This is a genomic window from Neorhizobium sp. T6_25 (assembly GCF_002968555.1).
Taxonomy (GTDB): domain Bacteria; phylum Pseudomonadota; class Alphaproteobacteria; order Rhizobiales; family Rhizobiaceae; genus Neorhizobium.
Genome location: NZ_PVBL01000021.1, coordinates 1 through 24,680 on the forward strand (window position 1 = coordinate 1; position 24,680 = coordinate 24,680).

Consider the following 24,680-nt stretch of genomic DNA (forward strand, 5'->3'; position numbering starts at 1 on the left):
GGGTTGGGTTTGTTGGCGGGGTGGGTTTCGGAAACATTTGCCATCTCCTTGTCCCCCGCTCAACGCGTCAACACGAGGCCGGCATCGAGCGGCCAGGTGAGCCAGACCATGTCGCCGAAGGTGATCGGCCGATCGACGAGGCGGGAAACGTTGGCTTGCGCCGCACGCACCACCCGGCCATCCGCGAGCTTCACCAGGAAAACCGAAAAGTCGCCGAGATAACCGATATCCCAGACCTCGCCGTAGACCGCGTTGGCCGAGGTGCCCGCCGGCTGGTCCGGCGAGATGCGGACCTTTTCCGGCCGCACCGCGAAGGCGACCTTGTCGCCCGCGACCGCCTGGCATTCCTGCTCCACCGATACCGCGATGCCGTCGCAATCGATCCTGACCGTGCCCGGCGCGCCGAGTGCACTGTCGGTCGAAGCGACCGTGCCTTCGAGAATGTTGATGTCGCCGATGAAATCCGCGACGTAGCGACTGTTCGGCGCTTCGTAGATCTCGGCCGGCGTCGCCACCTGCATGATCAGGCCCTTGTCCATGACGGCGATACGATCGGACACGGTCATCGCCTCTTCCTGGTCGTGGGTGACGATCAGGAATGTCAGGCCTAGCTTGGTCTGGAGGTCCATCAGCTCGAACTGCGTCTCCTCGCGCAGCTTCTTGTCGAGCGCACCGAGCGGCTCGTCGAGCAGCAGCACCTTGGGGCGCTTGGCGAGGGAACGGGCGAGCGCCACGCGCTGGCGCTGGCCGCCGGAGAGCTGGTTCGGCTTGCGCTTGGCGAACTGCTCCAGCTTGACGAGCTTCAGCATTTCCTCGACGCGGGTGGCAATCTCACCCTTCGGCAGATTGTCCTGCTCCAATCCGAAGGCGATGTTCTTTTCGACCGTCATGTGGGGGAAGAGCGCGTAAGACTGAAACATCATGTTGGTCGGCCGGCGGTAGGGCGGCACGCCGGAAATATCCTTGCCCTGCAGCAGGATGCGGCCTTCGGTCGGTTCCTCGAAGCCGGCGAGCATGCGCATCAGCGTCGTCTTGCCGCAACCGGAGGGTCCGAGCAGCGAAAAGAATTCCCGCTCGTAGATATCGAGCGTCAGGTTATCGACAGCGGTGAAATCGCCGAACCTTTTGGTGATGTTTTCGAAACGGATGAACGGAACCGCCGATGGGTCGGTCCAGGGAGAAAATTTACGTTTAACCGGCCCAAGAGATTTCGCCATGCCCTTACCCCATTTCGCCCGATTGCTGCTGCCCCAAAAGTAATCGGGGCAGACGTTTCCGCCTGCCCCGCCCTTGATCAGCTACCGGTCTTGATCTGCGTCCAGACCCGGTTCAGGACCCGTTGCTCGCGCGGGCCGTATGGCGAAATGGTGAAGAGCTTCTTGACCACGTCTTCCGGCGGATAGACAGAAGGATTTTCGAGGACTTCCTTGTCGATGAACTTCTGAGAAGCCAGGTTGCCGTTGGCGTATTGGACGAAGTTCGAAGCCTTGGCGATGACTTCCGGCTTCATCAGGTAGTTGATGAAGGCATGCGCCTCGTCGACATGCTTCGCGTCCGCCGGGATCGCGAGGTTGTCGAACCACATATAGGTGCCTTCTTTGGGAATGATGAATTCGATGTTGACGCCGTTCTTGGCTTCCTCGGCGCGGGTCTTGGCCTGTAGCACGTCGCCCGACCAGCCGATCGTGATGCAGCTGTCGCCATTGGCGAGCTCATCGATATAGGCGGACGAATTGAAGGTCTTCACCGACTTGCGAATTTTCGAGTAGACGGCACCGCCGGCTTCGAGGTCCTTGGTGTCCTTGCTGTCGGGATTCTTGCCGAGATAGTTCAGCGCGATTGCGAAGGTCTCGTCGGATGCATCGAGGATGTTGATGCCGCAGGACTTCAGCTTGGCAGCATTTTCAGGCTTGAAGAGAACATTCCAGCTGTCGATCGGAACATTGCCGAGTGCCGCCTTCACCTTGTCGACGTTATAGCCGATGCCGGTCGTGCCCCACATGTAGTTGACGGCATACTGATTGCCGGGATCGTATTTCGCCAGACGCTCGGAAACCAGCGGCCACACGTTGGAGAGGTTCGGCAGCTTCGACTTGTCGAGCTTCTGGAAAACCTTGGCCTGGATCTGGCGGGCGAGGAACGGGCCGGTCGGCACGACGACATCATAACCGGAGCCGCCGGCCAGAAGCTTGGTCTCCAGCATCTCGTTGCTGTCGAACACATCGTAGATGACCTTGATGCCGGTCTCCTTGGTGAAATCGACCAGGATCGTCTCATCGATATAGTCCGACCAGTTGTAGACGCGAACTTCGCGCTCCTGGGCCAAGGCAGCCGTCGCGGCGAAGGCCGTGGCGGCAACTGCAGCGGCAAGACTGAGCAAATGACTTTTCATGATCTCTCCTGTTCCAGTTTTTTCAGCGCAATCGTCAAACCGCGCCTAATTCCCTTATATTTTTCGCGAGAGTAAAAAGTAATTTTCCACCCCACAAGGGGGAATGTGCGCCGCCGCAAAACTCACTGGAAATCGAAGGCGCTGAGGCCGGTCACCATTTCGTCTAGGCCAAGCGGTCTAGTCACCGGCGGCTCGGCCCGGGAGAGGCAACCCTGTCTTTCGCATAGCCGGCAGGCGGTGCCGACAAGCACCGTGACCGCGCTCCCCGGGAGGGTCTCGCCATAGACGGTGTCTCCCACGCTCGACAGATCGCAGCCGAGAAGGACCGCGGTGCGCCGAATCCGCTCGCCGAACCCCGCCTGGGGGCCTTCAAGCGTCCTCGACAATGTCAGGAACGTCCCGCCATCCGGCATTTCTACCCGATCGACGAGGACCTGGCCCGGCTGGAGGAAGGCGGAATGGAGCCCAAGCTTCGGACAGAGCCCGCCGAAACGGGCCTGCGGGAACCCTTGAGCGCCGGCCCGGCGGATCGCGTTGCCGGCGTGGTCGAGTTCCATCAGAAAAAACGGAATGCCCGGCGCGCCGGGCCGCGCGAGCGACGTTAGGCGGTTGGCAGCCTGTTCGAACGACACATCAAAGCGCGAGCGCAACACGTCGAGATCGTATCGGGCGCGCTGGGCTGCCGCGAGAAAAGCCCCATAGGGCATCATCAGCGCATGGGCGGCATAACGAGCGAGTTCGAACCGGCCGATACGCCGCGCCTCGTTGGTGGAGAGGTTGAGGTCTTCGAGTTCGGCGGCGATCTCCCGGCCCAGCGCCAGCAGCGCCACTTCCATGGCAAGTTCGCGGGTCCGATCGAAGGGCGAAAGCCTCTCCGAGAGAAACAGCCGCATGGAATGGCGGTCGTAGCGCCGCCGCAGGTTCGGCATGGCATGGACGGGCAGCGTGCGCACCACGATGCCGTGCTCGTTCTTCGCCCAGGCCTTCAGGGCGCCGGGCAGCTCGTCGCCGGTTCCAAGCTTCGCCGCGAAGTTTTCCGCCGCATCCTCGATGCGCGCGAAGAAGTTGGGGCGACGCTCCAGCGTCTCGCGTACTTCGTCGATCGGCAGGCGTGTGCCGGCAATCGATGTTTCGTGACCCTCGCGAGCGAGAAGGTCGGCGAGATCGGAAAGCCTTGCTGCCTGCTCGCGATAGGCGCGATAGAGCTTCATCAGCCCGAGCGCCGCATTGGGAGCCGCCTCCGCCACCTCGATGATTTCCTGGTCGCCGGGGATTTCACCCGCCAGCAGCGGATCGGCAAATACTTCACGCAGCCGCCCCGCAAGACCGCCGCCCTCGCCCTGCAGCGCATCGAGATCGACCTTGTAGACGGAGGCGAGCTTCAAGAGGAGCTGGACGGTCAGCGGCCGCTGGTTGCGTTCGATGAGATTGAGATAGGAAGGCGAAATGCCGAGCGCCTCGGCCATGGCCGTCTGGGTGAGACCAAGCCCCAATCGCACCCGCCGCACCCGCGGGCCGGCAAAAATCTTTCGCTCTGCCATTTGTCACCGTTTTTACAAAGCTGCCGGCAGCCTCTTTTACTAAATTGACATCTTCACAGAAGCGCTTGTGAAAGACAAGACATCCTAACCCCTTTGCTGGGCGCAAAATGGCATCTTTTCTGGCAGTGCAGCATTCTGTTCTGTAAATATAGTCACATCAAACTCGCATCGAGCGGCTGACACATTCACACAGGAGGATGACGATGACAGATTTTTACACGCTGGTTCCAGGCGCTCAAAAAGGCCGTTTCGAGGGGGTAGAACGCCCCTATTCCGCAGAGGACGTCAAGCGGTTGCGCGGCTCGGCGGAGATCCGTTATTCGCTCGCCGAAATGGGTGCCAACCGGCTGTGGTCGCTGCTGCACCGCGAGGACTTCGTCAACGCGCTCGGCGCGATGACCGGCAATCAAGCCATGCAGCAGGTCCGGGCCGGGCTGAAGGCAATCTACCTGTCGGGTTGGCAGGTCGCCGCCGATGCCAATACCGCTTCCGCCATGTATCCCGACCAGTCGCTCTATCCGGCCAATGCCGCGCCGGAACTGGCGCGGCGCATCAACCGCACCCTGCAGCGTGCGGACCAGATCGAGACGGCGGAAGGCAAAGGCCTTTCGGTCGAAACCTGGTTCGCGCCGATCGTTGCGGATGCGGAAGCAGGGTTCGGCGGGCCGCTCAATGCCTTCGAGATCATGAAGGCCTTCATCGAGGCGGGTGCAGCGGGCGTCCACTACGAGGACCAGCTCGCATCGGAAAAGAAGTGCGGCCATCTCGGCGGCAAGGTCCTGATCCCGACCGCCGCACATATCCGTAACCTGACGGCCGCGCGGCTTGCAGCCGACGTCATGGGCACGCCGACGCTTGTCATCGCCCGCACCGATGCGGAAGCGGCAAAGCTGCTCACCTCGGATATAGACGAGCGCGACCAGCCTTTCGTCGACTACGATGCCGGGCGCACGGTCGAGGGGTTCTATCAGGTGAAGAACGGGCTCGAACCCTGCATCGCCCGCGCCGTCGCCTATGCACCCTATTGCGACCTCATCTGGTGCGAAACCTCGAAGCCGGACCTCGAACAGGCCCGCCGGTTCGCGGAAGGCGTCCACAAGGTGCATCCCGGCAAGATGCTCGCCTACAACTGCTCGCCATCGTTCAACTGGAAAAAGAACCTCGACGACGCGACGATCGCCAAGTTCCAGCGGGAACTGGGTGCGATGGGCTACAAGTTCCAGTTCATCACGCTCGCCGGCTTCCACCAGCTGAATTTCGGCATGTTCGAACTCGCCCGTGGCTACAAGGACCGCCAGATGACTGCCTATTCGGAGCTGCAGGAAGCGGAATTCGCCGCCGAGATCAACGGCTACACCGCCACGAAACACCAGCGCGAGGTCGGCACCGGCTATTTCGACGCCGTCTCCGTCGCCATCACCGGCGGACTTTCGTCCACCACCGCGATGAAGGAATCCACCGAGCACGACCAATTCCGGCCGGCTGCAGAATAGGCCTTACAAACTCATCACCAAGAGGAGAACCGACATGAACATCCAGACCCACGTCAAGGAACGCGCAGAAGAGCAGTCGACCGCGATGACGCCCGACCAGCAGGCGGCGATCCGCACGCTCGCCAACGACCTGCATCGCCTCAACCATGCGATCATGAAGGCGGTCGAGGCCGGGGTTTCGGTGGAGCTCGTCCGTTCCGCCCGGCACCACGGCGGCGACGGCCACTGGGGCGACCTGATGATCCCTGTCATCGTCACCAACCGGGTGCAGTGACCGGAAGACATGTTCAAGGCTGGCGGCCGGCAAACAGCGGGCCGTGGCCTCGGGCGAACTTCACCATGCGATCGACCACCGTGCGGATATCCCGGCGGTGGCGATCGTCGTTGTTCATGACGATCCACTGGCTGTGCCGAAGGCTTTCGATCTCTTCGCCGACCCGCTCCAGCCGCATGTCCTGGTCGCCGACGAAACAGGGCAGGACAGCGGTTCCGGCCCCGCCCAGCGTCAAATCGCGCAGGGAACGCGGGCGGTTGACGGTGACCGCCACTTGCGATGCCCGTTCCTGATGCGGCCAACGCAGATAAGCGGAAATAGCATCCTCCTCCGAGACAGCAAGCCAGCGGTCGGCAACCGAGGGGTGAGCGTTGCGGGCACGATAGGCCGCATAGGCGACTTCCCCGAGCCTGGTTGCCGCAAGGTTCGGCTCTTCGGGCTCGAAGGCACGTATGCCGATATCGCTTTCCCGGTGCGTCAGGCTCGCCCGTCGTTCGGCGACATAGAAATCGAGGCGGAAGTTGTCGCGCTCGGTGCGGATAAGCGAGAGATTGCGGGTGAACATCCAGGCAAGCCAGGTGCCGCAGGCAACCCGCACCAGCGTCGAACCGGCGCCTTCCCGTTTCCAGCTCTCGATGCGGCGGGCAGCGCCTTCCATCTCCAGAATCTGGGCAAACAACGCAGACCCATCGGCGGTCAGCTGATAGCCGGTGCGGCTGCGTAAAAACAACGGACGCCCGACCGCCTCTTCCAGATCGAGCATCCGCCGGCCGATCGTCGCGGGGCTCAATCCGGTGATGCCGGCAGCACCGGACAGCCCGCCAAGCCGGGCAACCTGCATGAAAAGCTCGTAGGCATCCCAGTTGATGTTTTTCATGGGTGAAAGACATAGCCGGAATTCGGCGGTACAAGAAGCAGTTTTTGAGGTTTAATAGAGGAGACGATTTCCACAAACGGAGGAATTCCGATGTTCGAGAATATCGTCGCAGCCGCCTTTTCGTACCTCTTCCGAACAAGTCCCATCCGTCGCGATACCGCAGCGGAGAACGATTTCTATGAACGTTACGCCCACCCCTACCCGCGCTGGTTTGCCAGCCTGCAGCGGGTGACGGATAGACATAAAACCACAAAGGGCGGCATCGCTGCCGCCCAGGAGGTTGGTTCCAGTCTATCCGGTGGCGCAGGCGAAAACCAAAACTCCGACCGCTGCCGCCCGAGGCAAGATTGCCGGGCAGTGCCGGAGGGGTGCGGCACCCGATTTTCCGCGGCGCCCGGCTCGCCGTCGCTTTGAGATCGGCAGATATCACGCAGCGCGGGAATAACCCGGGCGGCGACTATTCGCGTCGATGCGGAACTGCTCTACCAGTTCGAGCAGGGCATCCGCCTCGCTTGCGAGACGTCGGCTTGCTTCCGTCGTCTCGCCGACCATCGCGCCGTTCTGCTGGGTCATCTGGTCCATGCGGTTGACGGAATTGTTGATGTCCTGCAACGCGGCCGATTGATCGCGGCTGGCCGTCGCGATCATTTCCACGTGCTGGCTGACGCCGGTGATCTGCTGGCTGATCGCTGCCAGCACTTCGCCCGCCTGCTGCACCAGGCCGGCACCGGAGCCGACTTCCCGGCTCGACTGGGTGATCAGGTCCTTGATCTCCTTGGCGGCACCGGCGGAACGCTGCGCCAGTTCGCGAACTTCCTGCGCGACAACCGCAAATCCCTTGCCGGCCTCACCGGCACGGGCGGCCTCGATGCCGGCATTGAGCGCCAGAAGGTTGGTCTGGAAAGCGATGTCGTCGATGACCTCGATGATCAGCTCGATCTTGCCGGACGCCTCTTCGATACGTCCCATGGCAGCGACCGCGTTGCTCACCACGGTGCCGGAGCTGTCGGCGCTCTTCTTGGTGACGGCGACCGCCAGGTCCGCCTCGCGGGCCCGCTCGGCCGAAGAACGGACCGTCGCGGTGATCTCGTCGACCGCCGCGGCCGTCTCCTCGAGGGAAGCCGCCTGGGTTTCGGTACGGCGCGAAAGTTCGGTCGAGGAATGGCTGAGGTCGGCACTGCTCTTCTGGATGGAGAGCGTGCTTTCGCGGATATGAGAAAGCGTGTCCCGCAGCCGGACGATGGAACCGTTGAAATCGGTACGGAGCTGCTCCAACCGGCCGGAATACTGTGTTTCGATCGTGCTCGACAGGTCCCCCTGAGCCAGGCGGGCCAAAGCCGCACCCAGTTCGCTGACGGCGGTGTCGATCTCGCGGTCAACACGTTGCTTTTCGGCGTCGTTGCGACGGCGCTCCGCCTCCGTTTCGGCACGATGCTCGGCGCTGCGGCTTTCCAGCCGTTGTTTCTCGCGCGCCGCTTCCCGGAAGACTTCCAGGGCGCGAGCGATGTTGCCGAATTCGTTGCGGCGTTCGGCATAGGGGATTTCGGTTGCGTCATTGCCTTGGGCAAGCGCATGCACGGTGCCGGTCAGCACGCCGAGCGGCCGGAGCAGCATACGAAGGGCGAAAAGGCTTGCGATGCCGATGACGAGAAGAGCGCCAAGCGACGTGCCGATGACGATATAGCCCGCGGTGGCGATATGGGCGAAATAGACTTCCATCGGAATGCCGATGAAAAGCAGGCCGGTGACACCGTTGGAGGCGTTAGTGATGGGGAAATACCCCGTCATGAAATCCTTGCCGAACAAGACGGCGGGGCCGAAATAAGCTTCCCCACGCGCCAGGAACGGCTGCGCCGGGTGCTCCGCTGCAAGCTTGGTGCCGACCGCCCGCTCGCCCTTTTCCGTCTTCACATTGGTCGATATCCGGACATAGTCGGTGCCCTTCTTTTCGAACAGGGTCGCGACACCGCCGATGGCGGACGCCGTGCGATCGACCATGTCATGGTCTTTCACCGCACCCTCGGCCTGACTGACACGGATGACCGCGCCGTCACGGATCTCGGTTTTGGCGCCGTCCAATTCCAGATCGTAAAGCAGGCTCATGGTGCGGATCGCCTTGCGCGCATCGTCCTTCGCCGTATCCATGATATCGCCGCGCAGGTAGGTATAGGTGAGGCCACCCACCGCTATCACCGCAACAAAGATCATGAAGAGGCAAAGAAGAACGATCCGCGATACCACGGACGACGGCAGGATTTTGATCATTTAGGCCAGCTTCCCCGCAAAACTATGTACTGAAATCTAGTATCGTCGGGGAAAGTGAAAATTTACTAAATTTGAATGTAGTGAATTAAAGCGGCCCCGGAGGCGCGGACCTGACGCAAGCCTGAGCTCGGGAATGCGCGAAAATAAACAGGCCAGCGCTCCGCGGGCGTGACTAAAGATCGCCGCCGTTCAGGCGCGCGATGAGATCGAAGCGTGGAAGCTCTTAGAAAAAAAGCGTCGGAAGCGCGAGGAGCGCGGCCGTTGCACCGATGGCGATCGCGAGAAAACGGAGGCGAATGAGCTTCGGGTTATCCTGAACCTTAGCGATTGCGATTGCGCGGGCACGGCTGGGTCTCTGCATGGAAACGGCACTCCAAGGCAAGTTGCTCTGGCGCTCCAGCCGCCACCGGCAGGAAGCGCATGCCCGCCTTAAACCACAGGAATTGGCTGGCATTAAGGCAGGATGGGGCGCTCACATTAACAACTGCTGAATCAACCTGTACTACAATGCGTCCCCACAAACATGGCCCGAAGCCCAGGCCCATTGGAAATTGTAGCCGCCGAGCCAGCCGGTCACATCGACGCATTCGCCGATGAAATAAAGGCCGGGCACCGCCTTGGCCTGCATTGTCCTGGAGTCCAGTTCCGAAGTGTCGATGCCCCCGAGCGTCACCTCGGCCGTCCGGTATCCTTCGGAGCCGGCAGGCCGGATGGCCCAGGTCTGGATCGAGGCGGCCAGCCCCTCGACCGCCTTGTCGGGAAGATCGGCGAGATGCCCGGTCAGGCCGCGGTTTTCGACGAAGAACTGAGCCAGCCGTTTCGGCAACACCTCCGCCAGTACCGTCTGCGCCGCCTGCCTTCCATTTGCTCGGCGGGCCGTCTTGAGGACCGCTGCGATATCGAGGTCTGGCTCGATGACCAGCGTCACGTCGTCGCCTTCCCGCCAATAGGAGGAGATCTGCAGGATCGACGGGCCGCTCAAGCCACGATGCGTAAACAGCAATGCCTCGCGGAAGGCAGTCCTGCCATGGCGGACTTCGGCCGGCACCGCGATGCCGGAAAGCGGCGAGAGTTTTTCGAGCAGGTTCGGATCGAGCGTCAGCGGCACGAGCGCCGGCCGCGTCTCGACGATCTTCAGGCCGAACTGCCGGGCGATATCGTAGGCAAAACCGGTGGCGCCCATCTTGGGGATCGACTTGCCGCCGGTCGCAACCACCAGGGATGCCGCCTCCACCGGTCCATCGGACGTGCCGATGCGGAAACCTTCTGGCGTCTTTTCGATCGACGTGATCTGCTTCTGCAGCTCGAGCACGACGTTCGCCGCTTTCATCTCGGACAGCAGCATGCGGATGATGTCCTTGGCGCTGTCGTCGCAGAAGAGCTGGCCGAGCGTCTTTTCGTGCCAAGGAATGCCGTGGCGTTCGACCATGTCCAGGAAATCGCGCGGCGTGTAACGCGCCAGCGCCGACTTGGCGAAATGCGGATTAGCTGAGAGGTAGTTCTTGGCGGTCGCATGGATATTGGTGAAGTTGCAGCGACCGCCGCCGGAAATGCGAATCTTCTCGCCCGGTGTCTTGGCGTGATCGAGGACCAGCACCGAACGGCCGCGCCCGCCCGCACGGATGGCGCACATCATGCCTGCGCCGCCGGCGCCCAAAACCACGACATCGAATTTCCGCGTCACCGCATGCTCCTTGTTTCAATATCTGCTGTTTTCGATCGGCAACTCAAAGTCAATGGCGTCTCCCCCTCGCCATTCGCCAATCCGTGGTTATGATGGAACATCCGATCAACCTCACCCCGATGTGTCATGCCGCGCAAAAAAACCGCTCCCGCCCTCGCAACCGGCACTGTGGCGAAAGCCGCGACTGCCCAGCCGACGCTCACTTCGCTCAGAGGGGTGGCGGACTGGCGGGAGGCCGCCGCTTGGCTTCGGGCACGGGGGATCGAGGACATCGAGTGCATCACGCCCGATCTCGCCGGCGTGGCGCGGGGCAAGATGATGCCCTCTTCGAAGTTCACCTCGAACACCTCGCTGGCGCTGCCGTCCGCCCTTTACCGCCATACCATTTCCGGTGAATATCCCGAAGAGACCGGCACGTTCCGCTACGAACCGCGTGACAGCGACCTGAAGCTGGTGCCGGATCTTTCCACCTTGGCGGTGGTGCCTTGGGAGACCGACCCGACCGCACAGGTGATCTGCGACATCGTCGATACCGAAGGCAAGGCTGTCCCCTATACACCGCGCAACGTGCTGAAGAACATCCTCAAGCTCTATGAGGAGCGTGGCTGGAAGCCCGTCGTGGCGCCGGAAATCGAGTTCTACCTCGTCGCCAAGAACGATGATCCGGACTATCCGCTGCACCCGCCGAAAGGCCGGTCCGGCCGGTCCATCCTCGGCGGCCAGGGCTATTCGATCGCCGGGATCAACGAATTCGACGAGCTGATCGACGACATCTACCATTTCTCGGAAAAGCAGGGCCTCGAGATCGATACGCTGATCCATGAGGAAGGTCCGGCGCAGCTCGAGATCAACCTGCGCCATGGCGACCCGATCGAACTCGCCGACCAGGTGTTCATGTTCAAGCGCACCATCCGCGAGGCGGCCCTGAAACACGGCATCTACGCGACGTTCATGGCCAAGCCGATGCAGGGTCAGGCGGGTTCGGCAATGCACATCCACCAGTCGGTGGTCGACATCAAGACCGGAAAGAACGTCTTCTCGAACCCGGACGGCTCCGCCTCGAAGGAGTTTTTCCACTTCATCGGCGGCATGCAGACCTTTGTGCCGAAGACGCTCGCCATGATGGCTCCCTATGTGAACTCCTACCGCCGCCTGACGCCCGATATGTCGGCGCCGGTCAACAATGCCTGGGGCTACGATAATCGGACCACCGCCTTCCGCGTGCCGGTCTCGGATGCGAACGCCCGCCGCGTCGAAAACCGCCTTCCCAGCTCGGACGCCAATCCCTATCTGGCGCTCGCCGCCTCGCTCGGCTGCGGCCTGCTCGGCATCATGAACGCGATCGAGCCGGGACCGCCGACCGAGGATACTGCCAACGAGGGATCGATCGAACTGCCGCGCGGCCTGCTCGAAGCCGTGTCGCTGCTCGAGTCCGATCCGGCGCTTGCCAGCGTCTTCAGCTCGGAATTCATCGGCCTCTATGCGGGCGTCAAGCGCGGGGAGTTCGAGACTTTCATGCAGGTGATCAGCCCCTGGGAGCGGGAATTCCTGCTTCTCAACGTGTGAGGGCTGCGCCTTGGATGCATGGCAGAGCCCGATCGCACCGGGAATTTCCTGGTATCAGGCGACTCTCAGCGAGCGGCCGACCTATCCGGCACTCGACGGATCCAGATCGGTCGACGTGGCGATCATCGGCGGCGGCTATACCGGCCTGCAGGCGGCTTACAACCTTGCAAAGGCTGGCATCTCCGTCGCACTGATCGAGGCCAGCCGGTTCGGCGACGGCGCCTCCGGCCGCAATGGCGGACAGATGGGTACCGGGCAGCGCTGGTGGCCGGAGGATCTTGAAAAGGAGATCGGCTACGAGCGCTCCAGGGCGCTGTTCGACATGGCCGAGAACGCCAAGCGGCATCTCCTCGACTTTGCCGAGATCCACGGCATCGACATGGAGTACATGCCGGGACAGATGAACGTTTCCCACAAACGAGGCCACGAGAAGGATTATCGGGCGACCGCCGAGATCGCAGCGGAGCGTTACGGGTATCCGCACATCTCCTTCATGGATGGTCAGGAGACCGCCGAGCGGCTCGGCACGAAAGACTATTATTGCGGAGTGCGCGATACCGGCACCGGCCATATCCATCCGCTGAAGCTGCTGGTCGGGCTTGCCCGCGTTGCGCAGGCGGCCGGTGCGCAGATTTTCGAGATGACCCGCGCGACGGGCATCGAGAAAACGAGAAACGGACCGGGCGGCAAGATCCTGGTCCGGACGCCCAAGGGCACGCTGACTGCCGATCGGGTGCTGATCGCCACCAATGCCTATATCGGCGATCTCGAACCGGTTACATCAGCGCATATCATGCCGATCGGCTCCTTCATCGCCGCGACCGCGCCGCTCGACGATTTTCCCGGTGTCCTCCCTGGTGGCGAGGCCGTTGCTGATTCGCGGTTCGTGGTGCGGTATTTCCGCAAGAGCCGGGACAACCGGCTGCTGTTCGGCGGTCGGGAGATCTATACCTCAAGCAATCCCACGGACACGGCCAATGCCATCCGCAAGCAGATCGTCGACACCTATCCGGCGCTGAAAGACGTCGAAATCACCCATGCCTGGGGCGGAAATGTCGGGATCACCATGCCGCGCCAGCCTTTCGTGCGCGAAGTCATGCCCGGGGTCACGTCGATCGGCGGTTATTCCGGCCACGGCGTGATGCTGTCAAACTATTGTGGCAAACTTTATGCTGATATGGTCGGCGGCAAGGCAACGGATCTCGACCACCTTGCCGCCCTCAAAATTCCTGCCTTCCCCGGCGGGCGTCACATGCGGACTCCGCTGCTTTTCCTTGCCCTCACGTGGTTTGCGCTGCGCGACAGGCTCTGACAAGCAGCCCGTAACACACTTCGGAAGCCAATTCGGGCTAGCGTTTTTAAATCGATTAGAATAAGTATGCACCCAACCATGCAGGACGAAAGAACAGCGATGAGCAGCCAGATCATCCCAGTTGAACCCTTTGATTGTATCGTGTTCGGCGGTACCGGCGACCTTGCGGAACGCAAGCTCCTTCCGGCCCTCTACCACCGTCAGATCGAGGGCCAGTTCACCGAACCAACCCGCATCATCGGCGCCTCGCGCAGTACGCTTTCCCATGAGGATTACCGCAAGTTCGCCCAGGATGCCCTGAAAGAGCATCTGAAAAAGGGCGAATACGACGAGGCGGAAGTCCAGAAATTCCTCCAGAGGATCTATTACATCTCGGTCGACGCAAAGGCCGAAGGAGGCTGGGCCGAACTCAAGAAGCTGCTCGACGACGGCAAGGAGCGCATCCGCGTCTTCTATCTCGCCGTGGCCCCCGGCATTTTCGGCCCGATTTCCGAAAAGATCCGCGACCACAAGCTGATCACCAAATCGACCCGCATCGTCGTCGAAAAGCCGATCGGCCGCGACCTCGCGTCGGCGCTGCAGCTCAACGACATGATCGGCAAGGCCTTCCACGAAGATCAGATCTTCCGCATCGACCACTATCTCGGCAAGGAGACAGTGCAGAACCTGATGGCGCTGCGTTTCGCCAACGCGCTCTACGAGCCGCTGTGGAACGCCGATCATATCGACCATGTGCAGATCACGGTTGCCGAAGCCGTCGGCCTGGAAGGCCGCGCCGGTTATTACGACACGGCGGGTGCGCTTCGCGACATGGTGCAGAACCACATTCTGCAGCTCCTTTGCCTTGTCGCCATGGAAGTGCCCTCCTCCATGAATTCGGAAGCGGTGCGCGACGAGAAGCTCAAGGTGCTGCGCGCCCTGAAGCCTATCACAGAAGCCAATGTCGAGCAGATGACGGTTCGCGGCCAATACCGCGCCGGCGCATCCGCGGGCGGTCCGGTCAAGGGTTATCTCGACGAGCTCGAAGGCGGCGTTTCCAACACCGAGACCTTTGTCGCCATCAAGGCCGAGATCGGCAACTGGCGCTGGGCCGGCGTTCCCTTCTACATCCGCACCGGCAAGCGGCTTGCAGCCCGCATGTCCGAGATCGTCATCACCTTCAAGCCGATCCCGCACAATATCTTCGACGCGGCTGCCGGTCGCATTTCGGCCAACCAGCTGATCATCCGCCTGCAGCCGGACGAAGGCGTCAAGCAGTCGCTGATGATTAAGGACCCAGGCCCGGGCGGCATGCGCCTGCGCAATGTCTCGCTCGACATGAGCTTCGCGGAAGCCTTCTCGGTGCGCAATCCGGACGCCTACGAGCGCCTGCTCACCGACACGATCCGCTCCAACCAGACGCTGTTCATGCGCCGTGACGAAGTGGAAGCCGCATGGCGCTGGGTGGACCCGATCCTGAAGGGCTGGGAAGCGGCCGGCCAGCAGGTGCAGGGTTACACCGCCGGTACCTGGGGTCCCAGCCAAGCGATCGCCCTCATCGAGCGCGACGGCCGGACATGGCATGAGGGTTAAGGGTCATGACCGCGAACATGCTTGAATTTGCGGATGCCGCCGCCCTCGCCGCCAGCCTGGCGGACGAGGTCGCGGCACATCTTGAAACAGCGATCCGCGACCGGGGCACGGCCTCGATCGCGGTCTCGGGCGGCTCCACACCGAAGAGGTTCTTCGAGGCGCTGGCGACCCGCGATATCGACTGGGGCAAGGTCACCGTGACGCTGGTCGACGAACGGTTCGTGCCGGCGGACAGCCCGCGTTCCAACCACCTTCTGGTGTCGGCGCATCTGCTGAAAGACAAGGCGGCTGCCGCCAAGTTCATACCTCTCTACTACGAAGCGCCGTCGATCGATGAAGCGGCCGTGATCGCGACCGAAAAGACGTCCGGCATCGGCCATCCCTTCGACGTGGCGATCCTCGGCATGGGCGGCGACGGCCATACGGCTTCGTTCTTCCCGCATGGGAATAATCTTGCCCGCGCACTCGATCTTTCCGGCGCCCGCGGCGTTCTGACCATGCAGGCGGAAGGTGCCGGCGAAGAGCGCCTGACCTTCTCGTTCGCCAGCCTTTCGGATGCGCGTTTTCTGGTGCTGCATATCGAAGGCCAGGGCAAGAAGGACGTGCTCGAAGCGGCAAAGGCCGGCTCCGACGAAACGGACATGCCGATCCGCGCCGTGCTCAAGCGAGCCGCTTCGCCGCTGCAGATTTTCTGGGCGCCTTAAGGCGCCGACTTTTCAACGCGAGCAATCCCGGTGGCTTAGGGCCCTCCCGAAGGTCCTGTCCCTCCCAAGCGGGGTTGAGCACAAGAGGACAAGACCATGGCCGCTCATTCCAGCATCGAGGCAATCACCGCCCGTATCGTCGAACGCTCGAAACCCCACCGCGAAGCCTATCTCGACCGTGTGCGGCGGGCGGCTACGCGCGGCCCGCACAGATCGACGCTTTCCTGCGGCAATCTCGCCCATGGCTTTGCGGTTTGTTCCCCCGCCGAGAAGGACGCGCTTGCAGGCGACGTCGTCCCGAACCTCGGCATCATCACCGCCTATAACGACATGCTCTCGGCGCATCAGCCCTACGAGACCTTCCCGCCAATCATTCGCGAGGCGGCACGGGAAGCCGGCGGCATAGCGCAGGTCGCCGGCGGCGTGCCGGCCATGTGCGACGGCGTCACCCAAGGCCAGCCGGGCATGGAGCTGTCGCTGTTCTCGCGCGATGCGATCGCCATGGCGGCCGGCATCGGGTTGTCACACAACATGTTCGACGCAGCCGTCTTCCTCGGCATCTGCGACAAGATCGTGCCGGGCCTCGTCATCGCGGCGCTCAGCTTCGGGCACCTGCCCTCTGTCTTCATTCCCGCCGGGCCGATGACCACCGGGCTTCCGAACGACGAGAAGTCGCGCATCCGCCAGCTTTACGCGGAGGGCAAGGTCGGCCGCGCCGAACTGCTCGAAGCGGAATCGAAGTCCTATCACGGCCCCGGCACCTGTACCTTCTACGGCACGGCCAATTCCAACCAGATGCTGATGGAGATCATGGGCTTCCACATGCCCGGCGCTTCCTTCGTCAATCCCGGCACGCCGCTGCGCGAAGCGCTGACCCGCGAGGCCGCCAAGCGGGCTCTGGCGATCACCGCCCTCGGCAACGAGTTCACGCCGGCCGGCGAGATGATCGACGAGCGCTCCGTGGTCAACGGCGTCGTGGGCCTACATGCGACCGGCGGATCGACCAACCACACCCTCCACCTCGTCGCCATGGCGCGTGCAGCGGGCATCCTGCTCACCTGGCAGGATATTTCCGAGCTTTCCGACGTGGTGCCGCTGCTTGCCCGCGTCTATCCGAACGGGCTTGCCGACGTGAACCATTTTCATGCCGCCGGCGGGATGGGGTTCCTGATCAAGCAGCTCCTGAAGACCGGCATGGTGCATGACGACGTGCGCACCGTCTTCGGCCATGGGCTGGAGGCCTATACGGTCGAGGCGAAGCTGGACGCCAACGGCGCCGTCGTTCGCGAACCCACCCCGAATGAAAGCGGCGACCTCAAGGTCCTGGCGCCGATCGAGACCCCCTTCCAGTCGAATGGCGGCCTCAAGATGCTGAAGGGCAATCTCGGCAAGGCGGTCATCAAGATTTCCGCCGTCAAGCCGGAGCGCCACATTGTCGAAGCGCCGGCGATCGTCTTCCACGATCAGCAGGGGCTGCAGGAAGCGTTCAAGCGTGGCGAGCTCAACAAGGATTTCATCGCCGTGGTGCGCTTCCAGGGACCGAAGGCGAACGGCATGCCGGAACTGCACCGCCTCACCCCGCCGCTCGGCGTGCTCCAGGACCGCGGCTTCAAGGTGGCGCTGGTGACCGACGGACGCATGTCCGGCGCCTCCGGCAAGGTACCGGCAGCGATCCACATCACCCCGGAGGCCAGCGACGGCGGGCCTATCGCCAAGATCAAGGACGGCGACATGATCCGCCTCGACGCTGTCGCCGGAACGCTGGAAGTGCTGGTGGATGCTGCGGAGTTTGGGGCTCGCACACCTGTTGTCGTCGATCTTTCCGACAACGAGTTCGGCATGGGCCGCGAACTCTTCGCCCCCTTCCGCCGCCATGTCGGCACCGCGGACATGGGTGCCAGCGTGTTCGCGTAAACAGGCGGATTGCCGGCAGAAACGAGAACGGCGGCCGTGGAGCCGCCGTTTCCATTTCAGGTCCTGAACCGGGTTACCAGGAGCGGATATCCAGCGTCCGGTCGCGATGGTTCGGATGGGTCGAGAATATGAAGATGCGATCCAGTTCCTTCTGCTTGAGCAGCGACAGGAAACGCACCTCGATCGTGTTGTTGGCGTTGGTGCGCATCAGCAGGCAGCCGACCTTGGAAATGCGCGCGTCGGGAATATCGAGATAAAACTGCTTCGGCAGATTATACTGTGTCAGGATACCGAGGACGGCGCCGCTCATCGAGATACGGATGACGTCACAGCGGCGCTGCGCCATGTTCATCACACCGTTTTCCGTATATTCGATACGCGCCGCATTCATCGTGTCTTCCATCTTGAACCGGGCTTCCCGGTCGTACATGAAAGACTCTTCCTTGTTCAAAAAGTGATTTTTGTTACTTGGAGTCGCACTCACGACATCCCTCCATTGCTTAATGGAAGGAAGCCTAGCCGGCGAAATTTAACAGAGAGTTTTGAAGTCCCAAATCAGTACAACTCCAATTGCATATCGCAAAATCACAGTAAACGGATGGTTACTCCTAGACGCGATAGGCCTTACCTTCTGCATCAAAAAGGTGCAGTTTCTTGAGGTCTGCCGAGAAGCGCATCGTTTCGCCCTTCTTTACCTGCAGAATGCCGGGGATCTTGGCGATGATCGGCTCCTGGTCAGCCAAGCCTTCGATATAGAGCAGCGTCACCTCGCCGAGCGCCTCGATGATTCCGATCTGGCCTTCGAAGAGATAATCCTCGCCTGAGGCGATCGACAAATCTTCCGGCCGCACCCCGAAACTGGCCGTCTTGCCCTTTTCCGAAGCCGCTGTCGGCACCGGCAGGTGCACCGATTTTCCGCCCTTCAGCGCAACCGTGGTCATCTCGCCGGTTTCCGTCACCGTGGCCGGGATGATGTTCATCGCCGGCGACCCGATGAAACGGGCGACGAAGAGGTTCTGCGGCCGCTCGTAGAGTTCGAGCGGGGCGCCGACCTGTTCGATACGGCCGGCCGAAAGCACGACGATGCGGTCGGCGAGCGTCATCGCCTCCACCTGGTCGTGCGTCACGTAGACCATCGTCGTGTCCGGCATCGAATCTTTCAGCCTGGCGATCTCGATGCGGGTGGCGACGCGCAGCGCCGCGTCGAGATTGGAAAGCGGTTCGTCAAACAGGAAGACCTTTGGATCGCGGCAGATGGCGCGGCCGATGGCGACACGCTGGCGCTGGCCGCCGGACAGTGCCTTCGGCAGGCGGTCGAGATAGGGAGTGAGCTGGAGGATATCGGCCGCCGCACGTACCCGGCGGTCGATCTCGTCACGGCTTTCCTTGGCGATCCGCATGCCGAAGGCCATGTTGTCGTAGACCGTCATATGCGGATAAAGCGCGTAGGACTGGAAGACCATGGCGATGCCGCGCCGCGACGGCGGCACCTCGTTGACGAGCTGGCCGTCGATATACATCTCACCGCCGGTGATGCTTTCCAGCCCGGAGATCATCCGCAGCAGCGTGGACTTACCGCAGCCGGACGGCCCGACAAACACGACGAACTCGCCCTGGCTGATCTCCAGGTCGATGCCGTGCAGCACCTTCACCTGGCCGTAGGCCTTGCGGATATCCTTCAGAACGACACCAGCCATGCTTTCCTCCCCTTTGTTCTCGTTACGCGTGATGGGCGAAGAACGCCCCCCAAGCCGGTAATTCGACACGCCTGCCTTCAAGCCCGCTTTCGAAGCCGTGGCCGGTCAGCAATTCCCAATCGCCGGCCGGCAGGTCGGTTGCCGTTTCCGCCGCGCTCATGTTGAACAGGCAGAGCACCGTCTCGTTGCCGTATTGGCGCTTGTAGCCGAGAATGGCGCCGTCCTCGGCCAGGAATTCGATCTCGCCCTTGGCGAAGGCCGGGTGCTGCTTGCGGAAGGCGAGGAAACGTCGGTACTGTTCCAGAACCGATGCGGGATCGCCGTATTGAGCGCCGACGGCCCGAAGCTGATGTTCGACCGGGATCGGCAGCCAGGTTTTCTCCGCCGTCGAGAAGCCAGCCTGCAATGCCTGGCTGTCCCAGACCATCGGGGTGCGGCAACCGTCGCGGCCCTTGAATTCCGGCCAGAACTGAATGCCGTAGGGATCCTGCAGGTCGGCATAGGCGATATCGGCCTCGGTCAATCCGAGTTCCTCGCCCTGATAGATGCAGACCGAGCCGCGCTGGGACATCAGGATGGCGGATGCCATCTTGGCGTAACTGTCACGATCGAGAACGTCGTGGCCCCAGCGGCTGACGTGGCGCACCACATCGTGGTTGGAAAAGGCCCAGCAGGCCCAGCCATCCGGTGCAGCGATAGAGAACGCTTTCTGCACCTCGGAGACACGCGCCGGCGTCAGCGGATCGGGCGCCAGGAATTCGAACGCGTAACACATCTGCATCTTGTCATCGCCGGACGTGTATTCCCCGACGATTTCCAGACCACGCTGGCTATCCCCCACCTCGCCGACGGCGGCAATCGCCGGGAACTCGTCGAGCACCGCACGGAAGCGCCTTAGGAATTCCAAGTTCTCCGGTCGGTTCTTGTCGTAGAGATGCTCCTGGAAATTATAGGGATTCACGGCCGGCGCGGTGGAGGCGTTACGGCGCGAGGGATCGAGCGCCGGGTTGTCGCGCAGTTCCTTGTCGTGGAAATAGAAGTTGATCGTGTCGAGCCGGAAACCGTCGACGCCGCGCTTCAGCCAGAAGCGGGTCATGTCGAGCAGCGCATCCTGCACTTCCGCATTGTGCAGATTGAGATCCGGCTGCGATGTCAGGAAGTTGTGCATGTAGTATTGCATGCGGGTCGGATCCCAATGCCAGGCCGATCCGCCGAAGATCGACAGCCAGTTGTTGGGCGGCGTGCCGTCCGGCTTGGCATCGGCCCAGACATACCAATCCGCCTTCGGGTTGAAGCGGCTGGACCGGCTTTCGATGAACCAGTGGTGCTGGTCGGAGCTGTGTGACATGACGAGGTCGATCATCACCTTGATGCCGAGCCGGTGTGCCTCGGAAATCAGACCGTCGAAATCCGACAGCGAGCCGAACATCGGATCGACATCCGTGTAGTTCGAGACGTCGTAACCGAAATCCCGCATCGGCGATGGGAAGAAGGGCGAGATCCAGATCGCATCGGCGCCAAGTGCCGCCACATGCGGCAGGCGGGCGGTGATGCCCTTCAGATCGCCGATGCCGTCGCCGTTCGAGTCCTGGTAGGAGCGCGGGTAAATCTGATAAATAACGGCCCCACGCCACCAGTCCTTGTCCGGTGCTGCGGGGGCTTCTGCTGAAACGCTCATTCAATGTCCTGTTGTCGTTCGATGTTGATCAGCCGCCCTTGACGGAGCCGGCAAGCAGTCCGCGGACGAGATATCGCTGAAGGGCGAAAAAGACGATAATCGGCACGACGATTGTTATGAAGGCCGAAGCTGTCAGGATTTCCCACTTTCCACCCATTGAGCCCAGAAGCGCGTTCAGCGCGCCGGTCAGAACCAACTGGTCCTTGCCGGTGCCGAGGAAGACCATGGCGACGAGGAGGTCGTTCCATGTCCAGAGGAACTGGAAGATCGAGAAGGATGCGAGCGCCGGAAACGACAGCGGCAGGATGATCTTGACGAAGATCTCGAAATCGCTGGCCCCGTCGACGCGGGCGGATTCGATGATTTCCCGCGGCAACCCGGAAATGTAGTTGCGCAGTAGATAGATCGCGAGCGGCATGCCGAAGGCGGAGTGCGCAAGCCAGATGCCCGCATAACTGCGAGACGGCACGCCGAAGAAATTGCCGATCTCATTATACATCTTCAGAAGCGGAATGAGCGACATCTGCAAGGGCACGACGATCAGCCCGACCACCAGGGCGATGATCAGGGCACGGCCGGGAAACTCCATCCAGGACAGAGCGTAGGCCGCAAAGGCGGCGATCAGGATCGGAATGATCGTTGCGGGAACCGCGACCGTCAGCGAGTTGACGAAGGACTGCCCGATCCCTTGAGAGGTCAGCACCGTGCGGTAGTTTTCGGTGGTGAAGGATGGCGGAGTGGCGACCGAGAGGTAAACGCGCTTGCCGCGGCCCTCGAAAGGCGCGTTCTTGGAATAGGTATAACTGCCGTCTTCGTTGACGGTCAGCGTCTCGCCATTGCCTATATCGGCGGGCTGCCCCGCTGTAAATTCCGTCGGAGCGGCAACGCGGGTACCGAAGGCGCGCACAGTGCCCCCCTTCCCTCCCTCGAAGACGGAGCCCGAAATCACATAGTTCGTACCGTTCTGCTTGGCTGTCGAAGGCTCGCCGAGGCGGGCGGCACTCGTCTCGGCGGCGCCCGTGAAGGCAGTCCACCAGCCCGAGGCCGTAATCTGGCCCGCTTCTCGAAAGGAGGTGACGAGGATGCCGAGCGTCGGGATGAGCCAGATGATGCAGATGACGAGCACGGAGACGTGGACGATAAGGCGCGGAAGGCCGATACGGCGGAGGCTTGCGGCTGCACTCATCTCAATGGCCTCCCATTTCCTTGTTCGCCTGGCGGATGTTCCAGATCATGATCGGGGTGACGGCGGCCATGATGATCAGCGCTATGACCGCGCTTCGGCCGCTGTCCCCCCCGCCACGGAACATCCAGTCGAACATCAGGTTTGCGAGAACCATGGTGTTCCACTGGCCGTTGGTCATGGTCAGCACGATATCGAAGACCTTCAGCACGAGAATGGTGATCGTCGTCCAGACGACGGCGATCGTGCCCCAGATCTGCGGCACCATGATCTTCCAGAAGATCTGCCAGCCGCTGGCGCCGTCGATGACCGCGGCCTCGATCGTCTCCTCGGGGATGCCGCGAAGTGCGGCCGAGAGGATGACCATGGCAAAGCCCGTCTGGATCCAGATGAGGATCGCCATCAGGAAAAAGTTGTTCCAGAACGGCAGCGATATCCATACCTGCGGAGAACCGCCAATGGCCTGCACGATGGCGTTGAGGAGGCCGATCTGCGTTTCGCTGCCGCCGCGATATTCGTAGATGAACTTCCAGATGACCGAGGCGCCGACGAAGGAGATCGCCATCGGCATGAAGATCAGGCTTTTGGCGAGATTGCCCCACCAGATGCGGTCGGTTAGCACCGCGATGACGAGGCCGAAGAAGGTACACGCTGCCGGCACCACGGCGAGCCAGAGGATGTTGTTGAAGATGGACTGGCGGAACTGCGCGTCCTGGATAGCCCAGCGATAGTTCGCAAGACCGACGAAATTGCCGCCCGACCGATCGTAGAAGGAAAGGATGAAGGTCGCGACGACCGGATAGACGAGATAGACGACCAGCAGGATCAGCGCCGGGCCGAGAAACAGCCAGGGACGCACCATGGCGCGGCGGTTGAGATTGACGGAGGCGGCGCGGACATTCTCGACCGGCACGGGAAAAACGATCTGCAGGATCTTGTCGGAGAGCCAGTAATACAAGGCACAGACGAAAACGCCGGCGATCACGACGCCGACGGCTGAAACGATCTGCGATATCATGGCTCTCCCCTTTTATTGTTTTATGCGTAGCTTTTTATTGTGCCGCGCCGGTGTCCGGCGCGGTCGTATTCGAAAGCCCACTGGGGGATGCTTACTTCAAACCGTCCCACGCCTTCTGGATATCGGTCCCCACGGTCTTGGCGTCCTTGCCGCCGACATAGTCGATCATGCCGGTCCAGAACGCGCCGGCGCCGATCTTGCCGGGCATCAGGTCGGAGGCGTCGAAGCGGAATGTCGTGGCAGTGGTCAGAAGCTCGCCCTGCTTCTTCAGCACTTCGTTGGCATAGGCATTCGAATTGGCACCCTTGAACGGCGTCAGGAACGACGATTGCGCCATCCAGACCTCGTGGGCGATCGGCGTCTTCAGGAATTCGATGAACGCCTTGGCGGCAGGAGAATCCTTGGTGATGGCAAACATCGTGCCGGCGCCGAGGACCGGTGTTCCGAGCTCCAGCTTCGAAGCATAGGTGGGCAGGTAGAAGAAGTCGGCATCGGTACCGAGCTTGGTCTCCGGCGGGAAGAAGGACGGAACGAAGGATGCCTGATGATGCAGGTAGCATTTCGGCGGAATGCCGAAGAGGCCCTTCGGGCTGTCGCGGAAGTCGGTGGAGGAAACGGCCGCGACCCCACCGCTGACATATTTGGGATTCTTGGCGAACTTGCCGAATTCATCGATCGCGCCAACAACAGCCGGATCATTGAACTTGACTTCGTTGCTCACCCACTTGTCGTAGACATCCGGCTTCTGGGTGCGCAGCATCATGTCCTCGACCCAGTCCGTCGCCGGCCAGCCCGTCGCGCCGCCGGAGCCGAGACCGATGCACCATGGAACGCCGCCATCCTCGACGATCTGGTCGCTGAGCTTGATCAGGTCCTCCATGGTCTTGGGAACTTCGTAACCGGCTTCCTCGAAGTTTTCGGGCACATACCAGACCATGGATTTGAAATCGGCCTTGAAGGGGAAGCCGAAATAGGCCTCCTTGCCGTCCTTGCCCTTGTAGGTGCCGTAACGGATCCAGTCCCCGCCCGAGCCGTAGTTGGTCTTGACCCAGTCGGAGTTCTCCTGGCCGAGCGAGGTCAGGAATCCCTTGGCGGCAAGATCGGCCAGAAGGCCGGGTTGCGGAATGATGGCGATGTTCGGCGGAGAACCGGCCTGGGTGTCGATGACGATCTGCTGTTCGTAATTTTCCGAGGAGGAATAGCGGCCGTTGATGCCGGTCGCGGCATTGAAATAGGCGAGAACGCTGTTGAACAGCACCTCGTCCTCGCCGCGCCAGGGGCCAAAGAGCGTCAGGTTCTGCCCTTTGAGATTGGCGTGGGCAGCCTTGAAATCCTCATAGCTCTTCCAGTTAAATTTCGAATCCTGGCCGGGCGCGAATTTCAGCTCCTGGGCGACCGCGCCACCGGCAAGAAGCGCTGTCAGCGCCGTACCGATCCAAAATGATGCCTTCATTGAAATATCCTCCCGCTGTCCCGGCTTTTTCTACCCTGCCGGGAGTTCCAAAACATG

The 24,680-nt window shown here is 61.7% G+C and carries 20 protein-coding genes; 8 read left to right on the forward strand and 12 right to left on the reverse strand.

The genetic code is table 11. From position 1 onward, the window contains the following. Positions 1–59: 59 nt before the first annotated feature. From C5L10_RS23380 to C5L10_RS23390, 3 genes are all read right to left on the reverse strand, one after another. Positions 60–1,217, reverse strand: a complete 1,158-nt coding sequence (locus C5L10_RS23380) for an ABC transporter ATP-binding protein (protein WP_105404123.1) — start codon at positions 1,215–1,217, stop codon at positions 60–62. A 77-nt stretch (positions 1,218–1,294) separates the two neighbouring features. Further along, the gene (locus C5L10_RS23385) at positions 1,295–2,392 is read right to left on the reverse strand and encodes a polyamine ABC transporter substrate-binding protein (RefSeq protein ID WP_105431636.1); all 1,098 of its coding nucleotides are present in this window, start codon (positions 2,390–2,392) and stop codon (positions 1,295–1,297) included. 122 nt (positions 2,393–2,514) lie between these two features. Next, complete coding sequence (locus tag C5L10_RS23390) at positions 2,515–3,933, reverse strand: short-chain fatty acyl-CoA regulator family protein (RefSeq protein ID WP_105431637.1); 1,419 nt, start codon at positions 3,931–3,933, stop codon at positions 2,515–2,517. 203 nt (positions 3,934–4,136) lie between these two features. On the opposite strand from C5L10_RS23390, the gene aceA reads away from it, so the two are divergent. Both aceA and C5L10_RS23400 read left to right on the forward strand, forming a co-directional pair. Next, on the forward strand, positions 4,137–5,426 hold the full coding sequence (gene aceA / locus C5L10_RS23395; RefSeq protein ID WP_105431638.1) for an isocitrate lyase: 1,290 nt from the start codon (positions 4,137–4,139) through the stop codon (positions 5,424–5,426). Between the two features lie 34 nt (positions 5,427–5,460). Further along, entirely contained in the window at positions 5,461–5,700 is a 240-nt protein-coding gene (locus C5L10_RS23400; protein WP_038583760.1) for a hypothetical protein, read from the forward strand. A gap of 13 nt (positions 5,701–5,713) precedes the next feature. Here C5L10_RS23400 and C5L10_RS23405 read toward each other — a convergent pair whose 3' ends face one another. Further along, on the reverse strand, positions 5,714–6,577 hold the full coding sequence (locus C5L10_RS23405) for a LysR family transcriptional regulator (protein ID WP_105431639.1): 864 nt from the start codon (positions 6,575–6,577) through the stop codon (positions 5,714–5,716). Positions 6,578–6,667: 90 nt separating this feature from the next. Between C5L10_RS23405 and C5L10_RS23410 the strand changes: the two genes are divergently transcribed. Then, positions 6,668–6,991 (forward strand): hypothetical protein, encoded by a 324-nt coding sequence (locus tag C5L10_RS23410; protein ID WP_105431640.1) that lies wholly within the window; start codon positions 6,668–6,670, stop codon positions 6,989–6,991. 12 nt (positions 6,992–7,003) lie between these two features. Here C5L10_RS23410 and C5L10_RS23415 read toward each other — a convergent pair whose 3' ends face one another. Continuing rightward, the gene (locus C5L10_RS23415) at positions 7,004–8,842 is read right to left on the reverse strand and encodes a methyl-accepting chemotaxis protein (RefSeq protein ID WP_105431641.1); all 1,839 of its coding nucleotides are present in this window, start codon (positions 8,840–8,842) and stop codon (positions 7,004–7,006) included. A gap of 502 nt (positions 8,843–9,344) precedes the next feature. Continuing rightward, the gene (locus C5L10_RS23420; protein WP_105431642.1) at positions 9,345–10,526 is read right to left on the reverse strand and encodes an NAD(P)/FAD-dependent oxidoreductase; all 1,182 of its coding nucleotides are present in this window, start codon (positions 10,524–10,526) and stop codon (positions 9,345–9,347) included. Positions 10,527–10,652: 126 nt separating this feature from the next. Between C5L10_RS23420 and C5L10_RS23425 the strand changes: the two genes are divergently transcribed. The 5 genes from C5L10_RS23425 (at position 10,653) to edd (ending at position 17,594) form a co-directional block, all read left to right on the forward strand. Beyond that, a complete protein-coding gene (locus C5L10_RS23425) occupies positions 10,653–12,092 on the forward strand; it encodes a glutamine synthetase family protein (RefSeq protein WP_046664729.1) in 1,440 nt (479 codons plus the stop codon). 10 nt (positions 12,093–12,102) lie between these two features. Next, positions 12,103–13,404, forward strand: coding sequence for an FAD-binding oxidoreductase (locus C5L10_RS23430; protein WP_105431643.1), 1,302 nt, complete (start codon positions 12,103–12,105; stop codon positions 13,402–13,404). 99 nt (positions 13,405–13,503) lie between these two features. After that, a complete protein-coding gene (zwf, locus tag C5L10_RS23435; RefSeq protein WP_105431644.1) occupies positions 13,504–14,976 on the forward strand; it encodes a glucose-6-phosphate dehydrogenase in 1,473 nt (490 codons plus the stop codon). A gap of 5 nt (positions 14,977–14,981) precedes the next feature. Continuing rightward, entirely contained in the window at positions 14,982–15,680 is a 699-nt protein-coding gene (gene pgl / locus C5L10_RS23440; RefSeq protein ID WP_105431645.1) for a 6-phosphogluconolactonase, read from the forward strand. A 96-nt stretch (positions 15,681–15,776) separates the two neighbouring features. Further along, positions 15,777–17,594 (forward strand): phosphogluconate dehydratase, encoded by a 1,818-nt coding sequence (gene edd, locus C5L10_RS23445; protein WP_105431646.1) that lies wholly within the window; start codon positions 15,777–15,779, stop codon positions 17,592–17,594. A gap of 73 nt (positions 17,595–17,667) precedes the next feature. Here edd and C5L10_RS23450 read toward each other — a convergent pair whose 3' ends face one another. The 6 genes from C5L10_RS23450 to C5L10_RS23475 form a co-directional block, all read right to left on the reverse strand. Continuing rightward, positions 17,668–18,024: a hypothetical protein gene (locus C5L10_RS23450; protein WP_046611702.1), complete on the reverse strand. Its 357-nt coding sequence runs from the start codon at positions 18,022–18,024 to the stop codon at positions 17,668–17,670. Positions 18,025–18,202: 178 nt separating this feature from the next. Continuing rightward, on the reverse strand, positions 18,203–19,291 hold the full coding sequence (locus C5L10_RS23455; RefSeq protein ID WP_046664734.1) for an ABC transporter ATP-binding protein: 1,089 nt from the start codon (positions 19,289–19,291) through the stop codon (positions 18,203–18,205). 22 nt (positions 19,292–19,313) lie between these two features. Further along, on the reverse strand, positions 19,314–20,969 hold the full coding sequence (locus C5L10_RS23460; RefSeq protein ID WP_105431647.1) for an alpha-glucosidase family protein: 1,656 nt from the start codon (positions 20,967–20,969) through the stop codon (positions 19,314–19,316). 28 nt (positions 20,970–20,997) lie between these two features. Beyond that, positions 20,998–22,155, reverse strand: coding sequence for a carbohydrate ABC transporter permease (locus tag C5L10_RS23465; protein WP_046664736.1), 1,158 nt, complete (start codon positions 22,153–22,155; stop codon positions 20,998–21,000). A gap of 1 nt (position 22,156) precedes the next feature. Next, positions 22,157–23,170: a carbohydrate ABC transporter permease gene (locus C5L10_RS23470; RefSeq protein ID WP_105431648.1), complete on the reverse strand. Its 1,014-nt coding sequence runs from the start codon at positions 23,168–23,170 to the stop codon at positions 22,157–22,159. A gap of 91 nt (positions 23,171–23,261) precedes the next feature. After that, complete coding sequence (locus tag C5L10_RS23475; RefSeq protein WP_105431649.1) at positions 23,262–24,623, reverse strand: ABC transporter substrate-binding protein; 1,362 nt, start codon at positions 24,621–24,623, stop codon at positions 23,262–23,264. Positions 24,624–24,680 lie beyond the last annotated feature (57 nt).

Bases quoted from the DNA above. Each gene is read 5' to 3' on its own strand.
- C5L10_RS23380 (WP_105404123.1), bottom strand. From the start codon at position 1,217: ATGGCGAAATCTCTTGGGCCGGTTAAACGTAAATTTTCTCCCTGGACC.
- C5L10_RS23385 (WP_105431636.1), bottom strand. From the start codon at position 2,392: ATGAAAAGTCATTTGCTCAGTCTTGCCGCTGCAGTTGCCGCCACGGCC.
- C5L10_RS23390 (WP_105431637.1), bottom strand. From the start codon at position 3,933: ATGGCAGAGCGAAAGATTTTTGCCGGCCCGCGGGTGCGGCGGGTGCGA.
- aceA (WP_105431638.1), top strand. From the start codon at position 4,137: ATGACAGATTTTTACACGCTGGTTCCAGGCGCTCAAAAAGGCCGTTTC.
- C5L10_RS23400 (WP_038583760.1), top strand. From the start codon at position 5,461: ATGAACATCCAGACCCACGTCAAGGAACGCGCAGAAGAGCAGTCGACC.
- C5L10_RS23405 (WP_105431639.1), bottom strand. From the start codon at position 6,577: ATGAAAAACATCAACTGGGATGCCTACGAGCTTTTCATGCAGGTTGCC.
- C5L10_RS23410 (WP_105431640.1), top strand. From the start codon at position 6,668: ATGTTCGAGAATATCGTCGCAGCCGCCTTTTCGTACCTCTTCCGAACA.
- C5L10_RS23415 (WP_105431641.1), bottom strand. From the start codon at position 8,842: ATGATCAAAATCCTGCCGTCGTCCGTGGTATCGCGGATCGTTCTTCTT.
- C5L10_RS23425 (WP_046664729.1), top strand. From the start codon at position 10,653: ATGCCGCGCAAAAAAACCGCTCCCGCCCTCGCAACCGGCACTGTGGCG.
- zwf (WP_105431644.1), top strand. From the start codon at position 13,504: ATGAGCAGCCAGATCATCCCAGTTGAACCCTTTGATTGTATCGTGTTC.
- pgl (WP_105431645.1), top strand. From the start codon at position 14,982: ATGACCGCGAACATGCTTGAATTTGCGGATGCCGCCGCCCTCGCCGCC.
- edd (WP_105431646.1), top strand. From the start codon at position 15,777: ATGGCCGCTCATTCCAGCATCGAGGCAATCACCGCCCGTATCGTCGAA.
- C5L10_RS23450 (WP_046611702.1), bottom strand. From the start codon at position 18,024: ATGTACGACCGGGAAGCCCGGTTCAAGATGGAAGACACGATGAATGCG.
- C5L10_RS23455 (WP_046664734.1), bottom strand. From the start codon at position 19,291: ATGGCTGGTGTCGTTCTGAAGGATATCCGCAAGGCCTACGGCCAGGTG.
- C5L10_RS23460 (WP_105431647.1), bottom strand. From the start codon at position 20,969: ATGAGCGTTTCAGCAGAAGCCCCCGCAGCACCGGACAAGGACTGGTGG.
- C5L10_RS23465 (WP_046664736.1), bottom strand. From the start codon at position 22,155: ATGAGTGCAGCCGCAAGCCTCCGCCGTATCGGCCTTCCGCGCCTTATC.
- C5L10_RS23470 (WP_105431648.1), bottom strand. From the start codon at position 23,170: ATGATATCGCAGATCGTTTCAGCCGTCGGCGTCGTGATCGCCGGCGTT.
- C5L10_RS23475 (WP_105431649.1), bottom strand. From the start codon at position 24,623: ATGAAGGCATCATTTTGGATCGGTACGGCGCTGACAGCGCTTCTTGCC.